We start from the raw sequence: 16105 nt of genomic DNA on the forward strand, positions 1-16105 counted from the left end.
CCCGAGACACGACAGACGAAAAGCGTGTCCGAGTTGACACCCCTCCCTGGGCGCGGCGAGCGATCAGGCACGACTCGTGACGGGACCCACCCCACCAGCCCGGTATGCCAAGGACTGCTCGGCTGCGCCATCGCGTGCCTCGCTTCGCCTCGCCTTCGGTGACCCGTCCTATCATCCACAGTGGACAGTCTCGCCCCGAGTCCGCGTGATCGGTGCCCCTGGGACACGAACTCGCCCGAAGCGCCCGCCCCTCTGCCGGTGATCGTTCCCGTGGGACGGTGGGCGTGTCGCTCAACGTGAACCCGGTGGATGCGGCGGGTAACCCCGTTGGGTGGACGACGATCTGTGCCCCGGCATAAATCGCTCTCTGGGGTGAGATGTCGTCTGACAGCTTTCGTCACGGCGCTGGACCGCAATGATCTCACGGTGGACGTGGATTCCCACCTCGCCGCGGTGGAGCAGGCGCTGATCGCTGTGCGGCGCAGTCAGTCACGCCGGGCACTTGCCGAGTTGGCCGTGCCGGCCTTCGAGGTGCTGGACGTTGTCGAGATGGCTGAGCGGAGTGGTGCGCAGGCGACGGTTTCCAGTGTGGCGTCGGCGTTGCACGTGGATCAGCCGCGGGCCAGCAAGCTTGTCACGAGCGCGGTTGATGCTGGGCTGGTGTCGCGGGTTGCGGACAGGGCGGATGGGCGGCGGGTGTTGCTGGTGCGGACGCCTCGGGGGCGGGCTACGTCGGCTGAGCTGCATCGGGCGCGGCAGTCTGCCTGTGCTGCGGCCATGGCGGACTGGACCGATGAGGAGCGGGTGATGTTCGCGGAGTTGCTCACGCGTTTCGTGTCGGTGTTCGGCGGGCGATAATTCTGCTGTGACACTGGACGAGCTGATCGCCTACTGCGCGGGGAAGCCTGGCGCGGAGGAGACGTATCCGTGGGGCGACGCCGAGCTGGTGTGCAAGGTGGGTGGCAAGGCGTTTGCCTTCATCGGCCTCGACTCGCACACCGTGGGGCTCAAGTGCGGGGCCGATGCTGAGGCTGCGGCGCCGTGGCGCGAGCGGTTTCCCGAAGACATCACCGTCAGCGGGTATGTGGGGCGCTACGGGTGGAACACCATTGCGCTCAAGGGATCGGTGCCCGACGACGACCTGCTGGAGCTGGTCGACGGGTCCTACGAGGCCGTCGTCGCGCGGTTGCCGAAGCGGAAGAGGCCCGCTTAGCGCTCTTCTGGTTGCAGGATGCCGAAGATGTTGCCTTCGGTGTCCTTGTAGTAGGCGAGGAGGCCTACGCCGGGCATCTTGTCCTTGGGCAGCGCCACCGTGCCGCCGTTGAGGTCGATGGCGGCGATGGTGGCGTCGATGTCGTCGACGCCGATCGTCATGACGTAGCCGTGGACGGGTGCGTCGGGGGCCGGGTCGGGGCCCTGGCGCGGCAGCAGGCCGCCGTTGACGCCGGGCTGGTCTTCGTCGCCGGTCGTGATCACCCAGTAGGGGATGTCGCCCCACTGCTCGAACTTCCAGCCGAAGACGGACGTGTAGAAGCGCCGCGCGCGATCGGGATCTGCGGCGTGGATCTCGAAGTGCACAGGACGTGGCATGAGCCGGACGCTACTCCGGACAGTGGTTGTCCGCATTGGGTCTTACGGTTCGTTCATGGCAACCGAATTCCAGATTTCCTTCGACGCGAACGACCCGCCGAAGCTCGCCGGCTTCTGGGCGCAGGCGCTCGGTTACGTCGAGCAGCCGCCGCCTCCCGGCTTCCCGACGTGGGAGGAGTGGGCGACCAAGAACAACATCCCGTTCGAGTCCGCGGACGACTACGCGGCGCTCATCGATCCGGACGGCAAGGGGCCGCGGTTCTTGTTCCAGCGTGTGCCGGAAGGGAAGACGGCGAAGAACCGCATGCACCTCGACGTCCGCGCGGGGCTCGACTCGGTGGACCGTCTGGTCGCCTTGGGTGCCACGCGCGTGCGTGAGCACAACGACCAGACGGGCCACTGGGTCGTCATGCTCGACCCGGAGGGCAACGAGTTCTGCGTCAGCTAGTGATGTCCTTCGTCTTGAACCGGCGTGCCGCGAGCAGCGTGAAGATGCCGCCGTAGACGAGTGCGGAGAACGTTCCGCGCGTCATCTCCGACCAGTCCACATCGGTCGAGAGCAGGTCGGCCCACGCCATCGCGTAGTGCGTCGGCAGGTAGTTGCGGAGATCCTCGAGCGGTTGGATCTGGTCGAGGATCTGCGACAGGATCGACACGAGCACCGTGCCGCCCACCGCGCCGAGCGGTGCGTCGGTGGACACCGACAGGAACAGCGCGAGGCCCGCGACCCAGAACAGGTTGATCGCGATGTAGCAGACCGCGAGCGCGACGCCGAGCACGCCGTCGGCGAACGGCGCCGCCTCGCCGGTCGGGCTCACGACCTCGCCCGCGCCGTACCAGAGCACCCCGACGCCCAGCGCCACCGCGGGAAGCAGGGCGAGGGCGAAGACGCTGAGGATGCCCGAGGCGATCGCCTTCTGCCGCAACAGGCGGTGACGCGGGATCGGTGCGGCGAGCAGGTACTTGAGGCTCGACCACGACGCTTCGGACGCGATCGTGTCGCCGAAGAACAGCGCCACGATCATCGGCAACAGGAAGCTGCCGCTCACGAACAGCGTGAGCACCACGAAGTTGATGCCGCTGGCCGTCGCCAGGTCCACGAAGCCGCCGGAGCGGCGGTTCGGGCTGGCCTGACCGATCTCGAAGCTCAGCGCGAGGATGAACGGCAGCAGCACCAGAAAGCCCAGCACGAGCTGGGTGCGGCGCCTGCGGATCTGCCGTTGGAGTTCCACGCGGATGCGCAGCGTCTTGCGCGCCTTGTAGCCGACCGCGGAGCCGTCGGGGGCCACCTTCGTGTGCTGGTGGGCGGCCGCGTCGGTGAGCTCGGTGATCGCGCTGGGGTCGGTGTGGACGTCGTGCTCGTTCACCGGTCCACCTCCTGCCGGGCCGGCGCCTTCGTGCGGTTCGGGTTCGCGGTGAGGGCGGATTTGGCCGTGCGCGAAACGGTGTTGTGACGCGAAACGGTGTTGTGACGCGAAACGGTGTTGTGACGCGAAACGGTGTTGTGACGCGAAACGGTGTCGTGAACGGTCCGTTCGCGACGTGCTCGGCCCGGAATTGTCGGTGCCGGCTGGGAGAATGGAATCAGGGGTCCCCCTTGCCGGGTGGGCGGCGTGTGCTCGCTCGGCAAGGGGACGCCTGCGGGAGCGTGCTCGGTGTTCACCGGTCCACCTCCGCTCCGAAATTGTCGGTGTCGACTGGGATAATTGAGTCAAGGGGACCCCCTTCGCCGGCGAGCAACGTCTGCTCGCTCGACGAGGGGACCTCTGCCTCGGCCTGGGCGCCCGCCGTGGCGGACGCCGCTGCCATCAGGAAGTCATTCACCGACCAGCTCCAAGAACGCGTCTTCCAGCCTGCGGCGCGGGCCCGCCTGGTCCACCGCCACACCGGCTGCCACGAGAGCAGACAGTGCCGCGGCGCGCGGGACGCCGTTCATCGACGCGTGCACGGCGCCCTCGTCCTCGTGCACGTCGTGCACGCCTTCGAGGCCCCGCAGGACGTCGGCCGCCTTCGAGGGGGAGTCGACGCGGAACGTCGCCTCGCCGCCCCCTGCCGCGATGTCGGCCACCTCGCCCGCGGCGACGAGCTGGCCCTTGTGCATCACGACCACGTGCGAACAGGTCTGCTCCACCTCGGCCAGCAGGTGCGACGACACCAGCACCGTGCGGCCCGCCGCGGCGTAGCGGCGCAGGACCTCGCGCATCTGGTGGATCTGGGGCGGGTCGAGGCCGTTGGTCGGTTCGTCCAGGATCAGCAGGTCCGGGAGGCCGAGCATCGCCTGGGCGATCGCGAGCCGCTGGCGCATGCCCTGGCTGTACGTGCGCACGCGGCGGTGCACCGCGTCGCCGAGGCCCGCGATCTCCAGCGCCTCCTCGATGTGCGCCTCTTCCAGCGGCCTGCCGGTGGCGGCCCAGTACAGCTTGAGGTTCGCCGCGCCGGACAGGTGCGGCAGGAAGCCGGAGCCCTCGACGAACGAGCCGATGCGCGACAGCACGGGCGCGCCCGGCGTCACCTTGGTCCCGAAGACCCGGATCTCGCCCTCGGTCGGGTGGATCAGGCCCATCACCATGCGCAGGGTCGTGGTCTTGCCGGCGCCGTTGGGGCCCAGGAGGCCGAGCACCTGGCCGTGCTCGACGCGGAACGACAGATCGCGAACCGCGGTGAGGCCGCCGGGGTAGGACTTGGTCAGGCCGGAGATGACCAGCGGCACCTCGGACAACGACGGATCCGAGTCGTGGGCCAGGCGGCGGCGGAACAGCGCGATGACACCGGCGCCGATCAGCACCAGCAGCGCGATCACGATGCCCCACAGGGCGCTCGTCGGGAAGCCGGTCGTCACGTTGCGGCCGGGCACGACGGGCACCGAGACGCCCTCGGACGCCAGCGAGATCTTGTACGCGGCGGGCTGTTCGGCGTTCGCGAACGCCTGGTCCGTCGTCGACACGACCAGCGCCAGCTTGTGCGCGCTCTCGACGGGACGCACGGTCGGCGGCAGCGTCACGGTCACCTCGGTGGCCGAACCGTCAGGAGGCAACGCCACGCGGAACGGCGCGACGGCCGAACCCGGCAGGACGCGGGTGCCGTCCGCCGAGACGTCGTAGAGCTTCGCGAACAGGATCGCCTCGCCCGAGTTCTGGTCACCGCGGGCGACGCGCAGCCGGACCGTCGACGAGCCGGTCAGCAGCAGTTGCGACTCCAGGGCCTCCGAGGTGAACACCGCGGCCTGGCCCGGCAGGTCGATCGACAGGCGCGACGAGATCGCGGACGAGCGCGACAGCGCGGAACCGAGGCCGGGCAGGTTGCTGATGGCCGCCGGGTTGCCGCCCGCCGGGTTCACCGCGAGCTGCTCGCGTCCGCTGAGCTTCACCGTCCTGCGCTCGGTGGAGGCGCCGGACAGACCGGGGTACGAGGGCGCGACGACCGTGCGCAGCGACGGCGTGCCGGACGAGCGGAACGCGCCCTGCACCGCGTACTCGAAGCCGGTACCGGGGTCGGTTCCCTTGCCCTGCAGGTGGAACGCCATCCAGTCGGCGATCTCGCCGCGCAGCGAGGCGCCGGGGTTGCCGCCGTCGTGGCCGCCCGCGTACCAGACCATCTTCACCTTGCCGCCGGCCGCGGTGATCTGGCGCGCGGTCGCGTCGGACTGGTCGAGGCCGAACAGCGTGTCCTGCTCGCCCTGCACCAGCATCGTCGGCTGCTTGATCTGGTCGGTCACGGCGACCGGGGACGACTTGCGCAGCAGTTCCAGCGTCTGCTGCGAGGCCCGCCCGGTCGTGGCGACCTCCGTGTACGCGGCGCACACCTCGGGCGTGAAGCGGCCGCACGCGCCCAGCGAAGGCGTGGGTGGTGGCTGCGAGCCGGCACCCGAGTTGCCGGCCGGCTGTGGCTCGGTCGCGGGCTGGTTCGACTCCGTCTGCCCCATCTCCGGCGCCTCACCCGTGGGCGAGGCGAGGTCGATGGACGTCATGCCCGCGGAGAAGAAGATGCCCGCCCACGAACGCTTGAAGACGCCGTCCTCGCCGAACGCGGTGGCGGCGGGCGTGGTGTCCGAGCGCGGTGTCGCCAGAGCGGAGTTCGGCAGCAGTGCCTGCGCGAGGTCGTTGTAGGTGATGACGGGGACGAGCGTGTCGACGCGCTTGTCGACGCCGGCGAGCAGCAACGACAGTGCGCCGCCGTACGACGCGCCCGTCACGCCCACGCGCGGGTCGCCGCCGCTGTCCTTCTGCACCTCGTCACGGGTGCCGAGGAAGTCGAGAAGCTTCTGGGCGTCGCGGACCTCGCGGTCGAGCGAGTTGAGCGCGATCTGGCCGGTGCTGCGGCCGAAACCGCGCGCGGACCACGTCAGCACCACGAAGCCGCGCCGGGCGAACTCCTCGGCCTGGGTGTGCACGCTGCGCAGGCTGCCGCCGAAACCGTGCGCGAGCATGATCGCGGGCGCGGGAGTCTGCTGGGGGAGGTAAAGACGCGTCTCGATCGTCACCGTCTGAGTGCTGTCGGGGCTCTCGGGTGCGTCGATCTTCGCTTCTTTGAAGGGAACGGCCACGGGGTCGTCCCCGGATCGAGTGAAGTACACGCCGCCTGCGACGAGGGCGAGGACCACGATCAATGCGGGGATCGTCCACCTGCCGCGAAGGCGGGAGAGGCGGGACACATCGAAGACGATATGCGAGTTTTGCTGAGAACGACCTGTCGGGATCCGGCCGGGGTCTCAGCAAGAGTGGATCTTCAGCGGGCCTTCAGGTAGCGCCGGTTCCGGCCCGAACGACACGCTCCGTATTCCCGTTGCACCAGGTTGGGTGGGCATGCTCACCCTGTGTGGCGCTAACCGCACCTCGTGGCGCACAATATTCACGCAGCATGGAGGGGAGTACTCCCTAAGCGGCGGTGTCGTCAGTACGGAGCTCGGCGTGGAGCTTCCGGTGCCGTCGGTCGCAGAAGAGATCATCTTCGCGGCGGAGGAGACCTCCGGGTTTATTTGGCGTGCGCTAAAGGTCCCGGAGGTTGGGTTGTGAACGTCCCCGCATGGTTGTGGATCGCGACGATCGTAGGTCTGCTCGTTCTGCTCGCCGTCGACCTCGTGATCGTCGATCGAAAGCCCCATGAGGTGACGATCGGTGAGGCCGCCCGCTGGGTTGTCTTCTACGTGGCGGTGGCCGCCCTCTTCGGTCTCGGCATCTGGTACTTCTCCGGTGGTCAGTACGCCACCGAGTTCTTCGCCGGGTACATCACGGAATACTCGCTGAGCGTCGACAACCTGTTCATCTTCTTGATCATCATGACGACGTTCAAGGTGCCGGCGATCCACCAGCACAAGGTGCTGCTGATCGGCATCCTGCTCGCGCTCGTCATGCGTGGCATCTTCATCGCCCTCGGCGCGGCGCTCATCGCGAAGTTCAGCTGGGTGTTCTTCATCTTCGGCGCGTTCCTGATCTACACCGGCTGGCAGCTGGCGCGCGAGAACCACGACGAGGAAGAGGAGTACAAGGAGAACCTGATGCTGCGCATGGTGCGCAAGGTTTTCCCGGTGACCGACGACTTCCACGGCTCCAAGTCGTTCATCAAGCTCGACGGCAAGCGCTTCGTGACCCCGATGTTCATCGTGATGGTCGCGATCGGCTCCACCGACCTGCTCTTCGCGCTCGACTCGATCCCCGCGATCTTCGGCCTCACCAAGGAGCCGTTCCTGGTGTTCACGGCCAACGCGTTCGCGCTGATGGGCCTGCGCCAGCTGTACTTCCTGCTCGGCGGCCTGCTGTCGAAGCTCGTCTACCTCTCGATCGGCCTGTCGGTGATCCTCGGCTTCATCGGCGTGAAGCTGATCCTCGAGGCGCTGCACACGAACACCCTGCCGTTCCTCAACGGCGGCGAGCCCTTCCACGTGCCGACGATCGGCATCGAGGTCTCGTTGTCGGTGATCGTCGGCGTGCTGGCGATCACGACGATCGCCAGCCTCCTCAAGGTGAAGCGCGACCCGGAGGCCGCGAAGCACGTGGGCGCCAACCACTAGCTAGAGCACGGGGACGCCGTTCTGGTAGACGGCGCGGATGGCCTGCTTCAGCGTGCCGGCCTTCACGTGCTGCTCGGCGTCACCCTCCACGAGAACGAGATCGGCGAGCTTGCCAGGGGCGAGCTCGCCGAGGTCGTTTCCGAGGCGCATCAGCTCGGCGGCGGACGTCGTGGTCGCGTGGATCGCCTCGGCGGGCGACATGCCGTACTCGACCATCAGCGTGAGCTCGTTGAGGTTGTCGCCGTGCGGGCCGACACCGGAGTCGGTGCCCATCGCGATCTTCACGCCCGCCTGGTGCGCCTTCTGGAACGCCTGGAAGTGTTGCGCGACAACGGCTTTCGCCTTGTCCAGGATGACGTCCGAGATCGCCACGCCCGCCGCGGCCTGGTCGAGCACCATGCGCGGCGCCATCAGCGTCGGCACGAGCCACGTGCCGTGCCTGAGCATCTCCTCGACGCCCTCGTCGGTGAGGAACACGCCGTGCTCGATGGACCTGACACCGTTGCGCACCGCGGTGAGGATGCCGTCGCCGCTCATCGCGTGCGACATGACCGCGATGCCCGCGGCGTTCGCCTCCTGCACGATCATCGCGATCTCCTCGTCGCGGAAGTGCGCGTGCCGGGGGTTGCTGCGCGGTGACATCACGCCGCCGCTCGAAGCGATCTTGATGATGTCGGCGCCGTGGCGGACGAGCGTGCGGATGACCTTGCGCAGCTCCTCCGGGCCGTCGGCGACCGTGTTCGGCAGGCCGGGGTGCAACGGCGGCGAGATGTGCGCGCCGCACTGCATCCAGTCGTCGTTGTGGCCGCCCGTCTGCGACACCATGTTGATCGCGATCTGCATGCGCGGGCCTTGGATCAGGCCGCGCCGGACCGCTTCCGCGACACCGAGGTCGGCGCCGAGCGCGTCACGGACGGTGGTGATGCCGCACTCCAGCGTTGCCTTCATGTTCCCGATCGCCTCGTAGAATGGCAGCGAGAACGGCGTGTTCAGCGACCGCACCAGGTCGGCGCCGCTGAACATGAAGTGCACGTGACAGTCGAACAGTCCAGGCAGGACGGTGTGGCCGGTCGCGTCGACCACGGTGTCGCCGTCGAGTCCGATGCCCACGTCGACGATGCGGTCGCCCTCGACCACCACGTCACCCGGCTCGGTCGCCCGCCCGGTGAAGACCCTGCCCCCAGAGAACACGATGCGCGTCATACGCGGAAATCTATGCGGCGAGTCAATTTTTGTGATCGGTCATGTGACGAGCGGTGTTCATCAGGTTCTGGACGCTGCGCATTTAGTCCCAGTCGGTCCAGCCAGCGAGGCTTGATCTACCTCAGTCCAGCCACGTCTGTGAGACATGTGTGAGACGTCGGACTCTGGCGGCGGCTGATCGAGGCCTTTGGTTCCCAGGCGTTCGCCCAACCGAGCTTGGCGGCGAACGCCAGGGAGCCCGAGGGCAGATCACCCCTCGGGCTGGGCCCCTGTGTCGACCGCCGGCCGCTTCGGCGCCGGTCCCTGGCGTAGGTACCAACGCATGAAGGTGCGGAGCACCGTGGCGCGGTCGGCGCCAGTTGCCTCGCAGGCCTCGCCGAACTCGTTCCACAGTTCGTGCTCCACCCGGATGTTCTTGACCGGGGTCTTGCCCTCGCCGCGCGCCCTAGCTGCCATTGCCGCCTCCTGTGTCTTTACACGAAGATGCTATCGGTGCTTGACGTGTCATTACACGAAGGTCTAACGTGTCATTACACAAACAGGTACGGGCCAGGGAGAACAGATGTCGACCACCACCGCGCAGTGCGCCCGCTGTGGCCGGAAGCTCACCTCGGCCAAGGCGGTTGCGGAAGGCTACGGCCGCACGTGCAAGGCCAAGATCGCGAAGGCTGCGAAGGTCGTCGACCTGGCCGAGTACAAGGCGTTCCAGGTCGCCAAGGCGCAGGAGCTGATCGAGCTGCGCGCCATCGTCCGCACCGCCCCCGCGCTGTACCTCGCCGTCTCCTCGGACGGCTCCGTGAACTACGAGGTCAACACGGCCGCGCACAGCTGCTCCTGCAAGGCGGGCGAGCGCGGCCTCCGCTGCTACCACCTCGCGGCCGCCGACATCTTGGCCGCCGCCTGACCGAACGAAAGCGGCCCCGGCCGGTGCGGGAACACCGAGCCGAGGCCTTGACCCCAACCACCTGCACTACCAGGGAGTTGAGACCCAATGGCGAATCTTGCCAGCACGATCACCCGCGCCGACACCGCCGCCGTCGTCTACGGCCCGTACGGCGGCCCCCAGCCCACCCCCGCTGAGGCGGACGTGCGGCTGGAGTGCCTGCAGGGCTGCGACGACGCGCACAACCGCGGGCGCGGCAACGAGTGCCACGTCGAGCACGTCATCGGCACCACGAACGCCAGCTACGACGACGCCGAGCTGACCGTGCGCAGCTACTCGACGACCGAGGGCGCCCTGCGCTTCGCCGAGGTCGGGTTCCGCTTCGACGGCGACCACCCCGACTGCGAGCGGTTCCTGAACCCGGACGTCGCCCGCAAGCTCGCGCGGCTCCTGCTGGAGGCCGCCAACGTCGCCGAGCGCGTCGCGGCCGGCGGGACCCGATGAGCGGCGAGAACATCGCCGCCGTGCAGCCGGGCTGCTTGCCCGGCTGCACCACGCGGCACGCCACCACCGTCAGCGGCTGCGAGGTCACGACCAAGGTCGGCGCCGTGAAGGCGCTCGGTGAGCCCGACCTGGTCGTGCACAGCAACGTGGGCGCCGAGGGCACCTGGCGCTACACGGAGATCACCGTCGCGGTCGACGACCCGGAGCAGGCCGCGCCGCTGCTGGTGCTCGACGCCGACCAGGCGTTGGAGCTGGCGGCCCTGCTGGTCGCCGCGTGCGACCAGGCCGCGCAGATCACCGTCGACGTGACCGAGCAGCTGGCGGCGGGGGGCCCGCGATGATGATCGCCGTTCTGCCGACCGCAGACGACGTGACCGAGAACCTGGGCACGTTCGAGCAAGTCGACCGAAGCGAGCCCGCGGGCGAGGTCGTCGCCTGCTTCATCCGCAACAAGCAGACCGACGAGTGGGCGGGCTACGTCGAGGTGTGGCCGGTCGACGACAGCCGCAACGGCTACATCGTCGACCTGGAGAACGCCCGCCGTCTGGCGGCGATGCTCACGGCCGCCGTCGACCTGATCGAGGCGCAGGCCCGATGACCGCCGAGACGCGCACTCTTCACGGCGACGCCCTCGCGGACCTCATGGGCCTGTTGCGTGACGCTCTCCGGCAGGAGGGGGTGATCACCCTCCTGCCGGGCGGCATGCCCACCCAGAGAGGTAGCGACGTCCACCCCGGCGTGCTGCACCTGCCGGAGACCGCCGAGGGCGCCGAGCTTGCGCTGCACCTGGCACAGCGGCTGATCTACGTCCTGCGCGGACACACGTGCGACGGCAGCGAGGAGACCGCGGCCACGCTCGCCGAGGAACTGCTGTTCGGCGCGCCCGTGCTCACGCGGCCGTCGCTGCACCTGGTGCACAGCAACGCGGGCGGTACTTCGTGACCGCCGTCTTCCCGACCGGCAGACCGGCATCGGACCTCGTGACGGCACGGGACGTCGCCAGCGTCCGGCTGATGACCGTGCGGGACGGCGCGGGCCGTGAACGCAACCTCGGCGTCGGGACGACCGGAGACGGCCGCATCCCGTTGACCGCCAGCGGCCGACTCGTCGGCCTGCTCACCCCGAACGACGCCGCCGAGCTGATCAGCCTGCTCCGCGAGGCAATCAGCACCGCCGCACTGACCACTTCGGACTGACTTGAATCAGGAGAGCGTTATGGGCGCCAAGGGAAACGCTTCACCGTCGCTGCCGTTGAGCGCGTCGGCTCTGGACACCGTTCCGCATATGCCCGGCTGCGCCGGTCCGTGCGACATCACCGAGCACGTGCACTCCGGCGACGGACGCATCGAATACCCAGGCCGCTACCTGCTGCCGGTGCGGTTCAAGCGAGGCCGCAGCCCCCAGGTCGTGCACGTCCGCTGGTGCGTTCGTGCGGTGAGCGAGTCCCCCGAGGTGTGGATCGAGCGCCTGGCGTGGGCCGACAAGAGCGGCGTGCACGTCAGCCCGATCGAGATCGTCGTCAACGACGCGCCCGGCTCCACACCCGACGAGGTGCGCCACTTCGCGCGGCTCATGGAATCCACGGCCCAGCTCGCCGAGCAGATCATCGCCGCGGACCAGGTCGAGCGTGATGGCGCGCTCGACGTCGAGCTGCGCACGCTGCTGGAGGCGCAGCGGTGATCAGCGACGACCTGGTGCGAGCCGCCACCGGAGGTGATCGTCAAGCGACAGCCGAGCTGTTCGCCGCCGTGCGCCCGCTCGTAACCCGCTACGTCCGTCGTCGTGTAGCGCCGGACGCTGTCGAGGACATCACCCAGGACGTGTGCGAGCGCCTGTTCGCCGCGCTGCCCAGCTACCGCAACCACGGCCGCCCGTTCATGGCGTTCGTCTGCCGCATCGCGCTGAACCGGATCATCGACGTGCGGAGGTCGGCAGCGCACAACCTCGTGGTGCTCGTGGACGAGCTGCCGCCTGCCGCCGACGACGAGCCCGGGCCCGAGCAGCTGCTGCTGCGGGCCGAGCAGGCCGAAGCAGCGCGGTTGCTGCTCGACCAGCTGACCGACGAGCAGCGCACGGTCGTCGTGATGCGGATCTTTGGCGACATGTCGTTCGTCGACATCGCCACCGTCACCGACTCGAACGCTGGAGCCGTGAAGGCCCTTCAGCACCGTGCGCTCGACCACCTCCGCAAGCGCGTGGCTCGAAGCCAGAGGCGAGCCCGCGCATTCACCTCTCTGCCGGCAACGCCGTGCAGCACCTCGAAGGAGTCAAGGTGACCACGAACGGCACCAAGCTCGCCACGCTGAACACCATCACCGAAGGCAGCGCGGAGGAACGCCGCGAGGCGGCACGCCAGGTCTACCGCGCTTCGCTCGAACTCGGCGAACCGATGTCCGCGGCTGCCCTCGCGGAGATGCACGACAGGTCTCGCGCCTGGGCTCGGGAGCGCATCGACGAGGTTCGCGCGGCGGGCGGCATGCCACCCCTCGACGAGCCCGCAGCCGCGACGGGTGAAACCGCAGATCACACGGTGGCACGCCACCCCGTCGGGCAGGTACCCGAGCAGGCCGTTGCTGCGGTCGTCGACGAGCCCGTTGAGGAGCCGCCTGGGGCAGGTGGCATGCCGGGCACTGCCGAGCACTCCAAGGTCGCGGGTGCGTGGGGCATGTACTTCGTCGCGCTGATGGCCACGGTGATCAGCGCGAACACCTCCTACCGGTTCTTCGGCGAGCGGCTGAACATCAGCGGCATGCCGTTCACCGTGCCCTCGTTCGGGCCCCTGCCGGGCTTCACGCTCGACCTCGAACGCGTCGCCCTGTTCGGCGTGATGGAGGTCGCGCTGATCGTCTTGGCGTACGCCATGCGCGCCAACGTGATCCGCATCGGCCGGCCTGGTCCCGCGCAGTGGGTGGCCTGGGGCGTCTGTGGGTTCGCGGCGTTCGCGGCCTGGGAGCTGTCCGGTCCGGTCGAGGGCACAGCCCGAGTCATCCTGGGTCCGGTGTTCGGGCTGGTGATGCTCCACCTCGCGCTCGGGATCGAGGTCAAGGTTCGGCGCGGCCAGTCCACGGGCGTGTGGTCGCAGGCGGGCCGCGAGCTGCGCGAGCGGGTGCTGTCCCGCCTGGGGCTCGGCAACGACCAGCGAGACGCGCTGGCGCGTACCCGTGATCGGGCAGCGCTGCGGGCTGCCCGTCTCGCGGTCGAGGTGTCGGTGATGGACAAGGAGGCCGCGGGCTACGGGGCGAAGGTCGACAAGCTGCGCAAGGCCCTGCACGCCTCGAACCTGGCGCACGACCCGCAAGTGAGGGACCGCATGCTGCGGGAGCTGGCCACTCTCAAGCACGCGGAGACTCTCGCCGAGGTTGACCAGCCGTCGCCGTGGTGACTGTTCGTGACATTCACGGGTGAAATTCACTCGCGCTCAGGGAGGCGAGTCGGCGCCCAAGGCGCGCGGGCGCGCTCGCGCGCACGAGGCGGACGGTAACTGTGATCACGGGCAGTGGTCAACTCGGCGCCGCCCAGCAGGCACACGAACGGCGCGGCAGCGCTCCAACCAGCGGCTGCTCCGGCGTCGAACGAACCTGGCTGGCATGACGACAACACGCCTAGTCGAGGTAGCTGCTCGGCTGTCTGCTGCGGCGGAGGAGCTTGCGCTCGCGACCGCCGCACTGATCAACATCGTTGACGCCACTCAGACCGAGGAGAAACCGGTGGCCGATCAGTTGTGGCTGTCGAGCGCTCAAGCCTCAAAGCGGTCGCACCGGACGGCATCCACCGTCTCGCACGCGGCGGTGAATGGGCTTCTCCACGGTCACCAGGCGGTCCCTGGTGGCAGGTGGGTCTTCCACGCTGACGCGATCGACGCATGGCTGCGAGGGCACGACGCCACACGTCAGCGAGAGGCCTGCGGCTGCGACGGGTAAGCCTTCTCGAACGTCCCGCACCGTCGATAGGCTGGGACGCACATCCTCGCCGGATGTACTGCCCCCGGTTGGCCGCCGGGGGCGCCGGCGAGGACGTATCCGGCGAAGAGGTGTCGACGTGCCCAGTCACGACGGGATCGGCCGTACCGTGCGGCAGATCCGCCACGCGAAGCGCAAGAGCCTGGCGGTCATCGCAGGCCGCGCAGGGATCTCCGTGTCCTACCTGTCCCGCATCGAGTCCGGCGAACGCGCTCTCGACCGACGCTCCCTGATCATCGCTCTCGCTGAGGCGCTCGAAGTCGCGCCGAGCGAGCTGACCGGCGCCGGGTTGTCCTCGCCCGGCCTGCTCGACGAGGACGCCACGCTGCCCGCTGTGCGGCGCGCCCTGCTCGCTGTCTCGCTGGGCGCGCCGCAGGGGCAGGTTCAGCCCGCGACGCTGCTGGAGGCGCGAGTGGGCGCCCTGCTTGACGACCAACGGGACTGTCGGTTCACCGCGGTCGGTGAGACGCTGCCCGGCCTGATCCGCGACCTGCACAGCACTCTCGATGCCGGCCGCGACGTCGAGCACGTGCTGCGCCTGGTTGCACTGCTGCACGTGCAGGGCACCCAGGCGTGGCTCGGCGACATCGGCGCGAGCATGGATCTGGCGTGGCAGGCCGCCGCGCTCGCCCGCCAGGCCGCCGAGCGCCTCGACGACCCCGTGACATCCGCAGTGGCCGCGTTCGGCTCCGCGCACGGCCTGCTCGCCGCCGGAGCCGTCGACCTCGCTCAACGGCAGCTCAGCACCGCGCACCCCGGCACCGGCACCCCCGCGGCGCTCGCCGCGACCGGCATGCTCACGCTGACCTCCTCGCTCGTCGCCGCCACCGCGGGCGACCGTGCCGAGCAGGGCGCCGCGCTCGCCGAGGCCGCAGCCCTCGCCACGGCCGCGCCGGACGGCCTGGACGCGCTGTGGTTCGGCTTCTCACCCGGCAACGTCGGGGTGTGGCGCATGTCCGTGGCCAACGAGTTGGGCGAGCACGCCGAAGCCGCTCGCATCGGCGCGACGGTGAACGCCGAGACGCTGCCCTCATCGACGCGGAGGGCGGCGTTCTATCGCGAGTTGGGCAGGGCGTTCGCCCGGCTGCCCAAGCGCCACGAGCAGGCTGTGCAGGTGCTTCGCATCGCCGAGGACCTCGCCCCGGCCCGGATGCACCGGCACCCGTTCATGCGCTCGGTGCTCGCCGAGCTGCTGGCCAAAGCACGCCGCGACGCCGCCGGCCGCGAGCTGAGGGGCATGGCCTACCGGGCGGGGCTGCTCGGGTAGCCCGTCCGGGGGTGTTTGCCACACAGGCAAAAGTCCACACCGGACCGTTCCTAGCGTGCCGATCATGGCTGAACTGCTGATTCCCGCCAGCGCATGCGACCACCCGCGCGACAAGCTGCGCTGCGACGTTCGCAACGACGGCGACACCGTGCGCATCCTCGCCCAGTGCCTCCGGTGTACAAGCACCTGGAACGAGCACGACCTACCCGAGGACGTCGCGGACAAGCTCCTCGAGCTAGCCGAGATGGGCTGCTACCGCGAAGGCCGGCTGTAGTGCTTCCAGCGCAGGGACCGCCGCGCCCGGTTCCGGGCGTGTTCAGCTCGCTCTGGCACCTCGTCGACGCGGGTGCGTACGCCATCAACTTCGACGGCGCGCTGCTCATGGTGGCAAGGTGCGGCGCCATGACCGACCCCACCGCCCACCGGGGACGGCGCCCGTGGTGCCCGCGGTGCTGGCAGGAAGGCCTCTCGTGACCGAGATCCGCGCGAGCTACCTGATGACCGTCAAGGACGCCAAGGGCAGGCTCGTGAACATCGGCGCTGGTGTCGACGTACACGGCCGCGTCACGCTGATCGGCTCGGCGCTGCCCGTGCACCTCTCGCAGGACGAGCTCGACGAGTACATGAAGCTGATCCGGATGGCGCGGGTCAGCGCGGCAACGCTCGACCTTCGCGGGCGCGAGCAGCGCTGA

At 69.1% G+C, this 16105-nt stretch carries 22 protein-coding genes; 17 read left to right on the top strand and 5 right to left on the bottom strand.

All coding sequences use genetic code 11. The features are described from left to right. Positions 1-426 precede the first annotated feature (426 nt). Together IEZ09_RS30745 and IEZ09_RS30750 are read left to right on the top strand one after the other, a co-directional pair. A complete protein-coding gene (locus tag IEZ09_RS30745; RefSeq protein WP_229813104.1) occupies positions 427-858 on the top strand; it encodes a MarR family winged helix-turn-helix transcriptional regulator in 432 nt (143 codons plus the stop codon). Between the two features lie 7 nt (positions 859-865). Beyond that, entirely contained in the window at positions 866-1213 is a 348-nt protein-coding gene (locus tag IEZ09_RS30750) for an MmcQ/YjbR family DNA-binding protein (protein ID WP_189257299.1), read from the top strand. On the opposite strand, the gene IEZ09_RS30755 is transcribed toward IEZ09_RS30750, so the two are convergent. Next, positions 1210-1590, bottom strand: a complete 381-nt coding sequence (locus IEZ09_RS30755) for a VOC family protein (protein ID WP_189257300.1) — start codon at positions 1588-1590, stop codon at positions 1210-1212. The two genes, IEZ09_RS30750 and IEZ09_RS30755, sit on opposite strands and share 4 nt — an antisense overlap. Before the next feature lie 55 nt (positions 1591-1645). Here IEZ09_RS30755 and IEZ09_RS30760 point away from each other — a divergent pair, with 55 nt between their 5' ends. Next, entirely contained in the window at positions 1646-2038 is a 393-nt protein-coding gene (locus IEZ09_RS30760; protein ID WP_189257301.1) for a VOC family protein, read from the top strand. Here the strand turns inward: IEZ09_RS30760 and IEZ09_RS30765 are convergent. Both IEZ09_RS30765 and IEZ09_RS30770 read right to left on the bottom strand, forming a co-directional pair. Further along, positions 2031-2957, bottom strand: a complete 927-nt coding sequence (locus IEZ09_RS30765) for an ABC transporter permease (protein WP_189257302.1) — start codon at positions 2955-2957, stop codon at positions 2031-2033. The genes IEZ09_RS30760 and IEZ09_RS30765 overlap by 8 nt on opposite strands. Positions 2958-3406: 449 nt before the next feature. After that, positions 3407-6241 (bottom strand): alpha/beta fold hydrolase, encoded by a 2835-nt coding sequence (locus tag IEZ09_RS30770; RefSeq protein WP_189257303.1) that lies wholly within the window; start codon positions 6239-6241, stop codon positions 3407-3409. Between the two features lie 357 nt (positions 6242-6598). Between IEZ09_RS30770 and IEZ09_RS30775 the strand changes: the two genes are divergently transcribed. Further along, complete coding sequence (locus tag IEZ09_RS30775) at positions 6599-7597, top strand: TerC family protein (protein WP_189257304.1); 999 nt, start codon at positions 6599-6601, stop codon at positions 7595-7597. Here IEZ09_RS30775 and IEZ09_RS30780 read toward each other — a convergent pair whose 3' ends face one another. Further along, positions 7598-8800, bottom strand: coding sequence for a metal-dependent hydrolase family protein (locus tag IEZ09_RS30780; protein ID WP_189257305.1), 1203 nt, complete (start codon positions 8798-8800; stop codon positions 7598-7600). It lies immediately after the preceding gene. 249 nt (positions 8801-9049) lie between these two features. After that, positions 9050-9256, bottom strand: a complete 207-nt coding sequence (locus IEZ09_RS30785) for a hypothetical protein (RefSeq protein WP_189257306.1) — start codon at positions 9254-9256, stop codon at positions 9050-9052. Between the two features lie 106 nt (positions 9257-9362). Here IEZ09_RS30785 and IEZ09_RS30790 point away from each other — a divergent pair, with 106 nt between their 5' ends. From IEZ09_RS30790 to IEZ09_RS30850, 13 genes are all read left to right on the top strand, one after another. Further along, positions 9363-9704, top strand: a complete 342-nt coding sequence (locus IEZ09_RS30790; protein ID WP_189257307.1) for a DUF6011 domain-containing protein — start codon at positions 9363-9365, stop codon at positions 9702-9704. A gap of 87 nt (positions 9705-9791) precedes the next feature. Next, complete coding sequence (locus IEZ09_RS30795) at positions 9792-10187, top strand: hypothetical protein (RefSeq protein ID WP_189257308.1); 396 nt, start codon at positions 9792-9794, stop codon at positions 10185-10187. Beyond that, the gene (locus IEZ09_RS30800) at positions 10184-10528 is read left to right on the top strand and encodes a hypothetical protein (RefSeq protein ID WP_189257309.1); all 345 of its coding nucleotides are present in this window, start codon (positions 10184-10186) and stop codon (positions 10526-10528) included. Before IEZ09_RS30795 ends, IEZ09_RS30800 begins: the two co-directional genes overlap by 4 nt. Next, positions 10525-10785, top strand: a complete 261-nt coding sequence (locus IEZ09_RS30805; protein WP_189257310.1) for a hypothetical protein — start codon at positions 10525-10527, stop codon at positions 10783-10785. Before IEZ09_RS30800 ends, IEZ09_RS30805 begins: the two co-directional genes overlap by 4 nt. Next, positions 10782-11129, top strand: a complete 348-nt coding sequence (locus tag IEZ09_RS30810; protein WP_189257311.1) for a hypothetical protein — start codon at positions 10782-10784, stop codon at positions 11127-11129. The genes IEZ09_RS30805 and IEZ09_RS30810 overlap by 4 nt, the downstream gene beginning before the upstream one ends. Next, the gene (locus tag IEZ09_RS30815) at positions 11126-11383 is read left to right on the top strand and encodes a hypothetical protein (RefSeq protein WP_189257312.1); all 258 of its coding nucleotides are present in this window, start codon (positions 11126-11128) and stop codon (positions 11381-11383) included. The genes IEZ09_RS30810 and IEZ09_RS30815 overlap by 4 nt, the downstream gene beginning before the upstream one ends. Before the next feature lie 19 nt (positions 11384-11402). After that, complete coding sequence (locus IEZ09_RS30820) at positions 11403-11867, top strand: hypothetical protein (protein ID WP_189257313.1); 465 nt, start codon at positions 11403-11405, stop codon at positions 11865-11867. Continuing rightward, positions 11864-12463, top strand: coding sequence for a sigma-70 family RNA polymerase sigma factor (locus IEZ09_RS30825; protein WP_189257314.1), 600 nt, complete (start codon positions 11864-11866; stop codon positions 12461-12463). Before IEZ09_RS30820 ends, IEZ09_RS30825 begins: the two co-directional genes overlap by 4 nt. Continuing rightward, positions 12460-13569: a hypothetical protein gene (locus tag IEZ09_RS30830; protein ID WP_189257315.1), complete on the top strand. Its 1110-nt coding sequence runs from the start codon at positions 12460-12462 to the stop codon at positions 13567-13569. The genes IEZ09_RS30825 and IEZ09_RS30830 overlap by 4 nt, the downstream gene beginning before the upstream one ends. Positions 13570-14225: 656 nt before the next feature. Then, positions 14226-15413 carry a helix-turn-helix domain-containing protein gene (locus IEZ09_RS30835; protein ID WP_229813105.1) on the top strand — a complete coding sequence of 396 codons (1188 nt, stop codon included), beginning with the start codon at positions 14226-14228 and terminating at the stop codon, positions 15411-15413. 64 nt (positions 15414-15477) lie between these two features. After that, complete coding sequence (locus IEZ09_RS30840) at positions 15478-15687, top strand: hypothetical protein (RefSeq protein WP_189257317.1); 210 nt, start codon at positions 15478-15480, stop codon at positions 15685-15687. A 38-nt stretch (positions 15688-15725) separates the two neighbouring features. Continuing rightward, positions 15726-15887 (top strand): hypothetical protein, encoded by a 162-nt coding sequence (locus IEZ09_RS30845; RefSeq protein WP_189257318.1) that lies wholly within the window; start codon positions 15726-15728, stop codon positions 15885-15887. After that, entirely contained in the window at positions 15884-16105 is a 222-nt protein-coding gene (locus tag IEZ09_RS30850) for a hypothetical protein (protein ID WP_189257319.1), read from the top strand. The genes IEZ09_RS30845 and IEZ09_RS30850 overlap by 4 nt, the downstream gene beginning before the upstream one ends.

Origin of the sequence: Lentzea flava (assembly GCF_014648475.1) — a bacterium.
Lineage (GTDB): Bacteria > Actinomycetota > Actinomycetes > Mycobacteriales > Pseudonocardiaceae > Lentzea > Lentzea flava.

Coding starts and splice junctions, on each gene's coding strand:
- IEZ09_RS30820 (WP_189257313.1), top strand. CDS start 11,403: ATGGGCGCCAAGGGAAACGCTTCACCGTCGCTGCCGTTGAGCGCGTCG.
- IEZ09_RS30755 (WP_189257300.1), bottom strand. CDS start 1,590: ATGCCACGTCCTGTGCACTTCGAGATCCACGCCGCAGATCCCGATCGC.
- IEZ09_RS30790 (WP_189257307.1), top strand. CDS start 9,363: ATGTCGACCACCACCGCGCAGTGCGCCCGCTGTGGCCGGAAGCTCACC.
- IEZ09_RS30800 (WP_189257309.1), top strand. CDS start 10,184: ATGAGCGGCGAGAACATCGCCGCCGTGCAGCCGGGCTGCTTGCCCGGC.
- IEZ09_RS30785 (WP_189257306.1), bottom strand. CDS start 9,256: ATGGCAGCTAGGGCGCGCGGCGAGGGCAAGACCCCGGTCAAGAACATC.
- IEZ09_RS30795 (WP_189257308.1), top strand. CDS start 9,792: ATGGCGAATCTTGCCAGCACGATCACCCGCGCCGACACCGCCGCCGTC.
- IEZ09_RS30780 (WP_189257305.1), bottom strand. CDS start 8,800: ATGACGCGCATCGTGTTCTCTGGGGGCAGGGTCTTCACCGGGCGGGCG.
- IEZ09_RS30810 (WP_189257311.1), top strand. CDS start 10,782: ATGACCGCCGAGACGCGCACTCTTCACGGCGACGCCCTCGCGGACCTC.
- IEZ09_RS30760 (WP_189257301.1), top strand. CDS start 1,646: ATGGCAACCGAATTCCAGATTTCCTTCGACGCGAACGACCCGCCGAAG.
- IEZ09_RS30840 (WP_189257317.1), top strand. CDS start 15,478: ATGGCTGAACTGCTGATTCCCGCCAGCGCATGCGACCACCCGCGCGAC.
- IEZ09_RS30805 (WP_189257310.1), top strand. CDS start 10,525: ATGATGATCGCCGTTCTGCCGACCGCAGACGACGTGACCGAGAACCTG.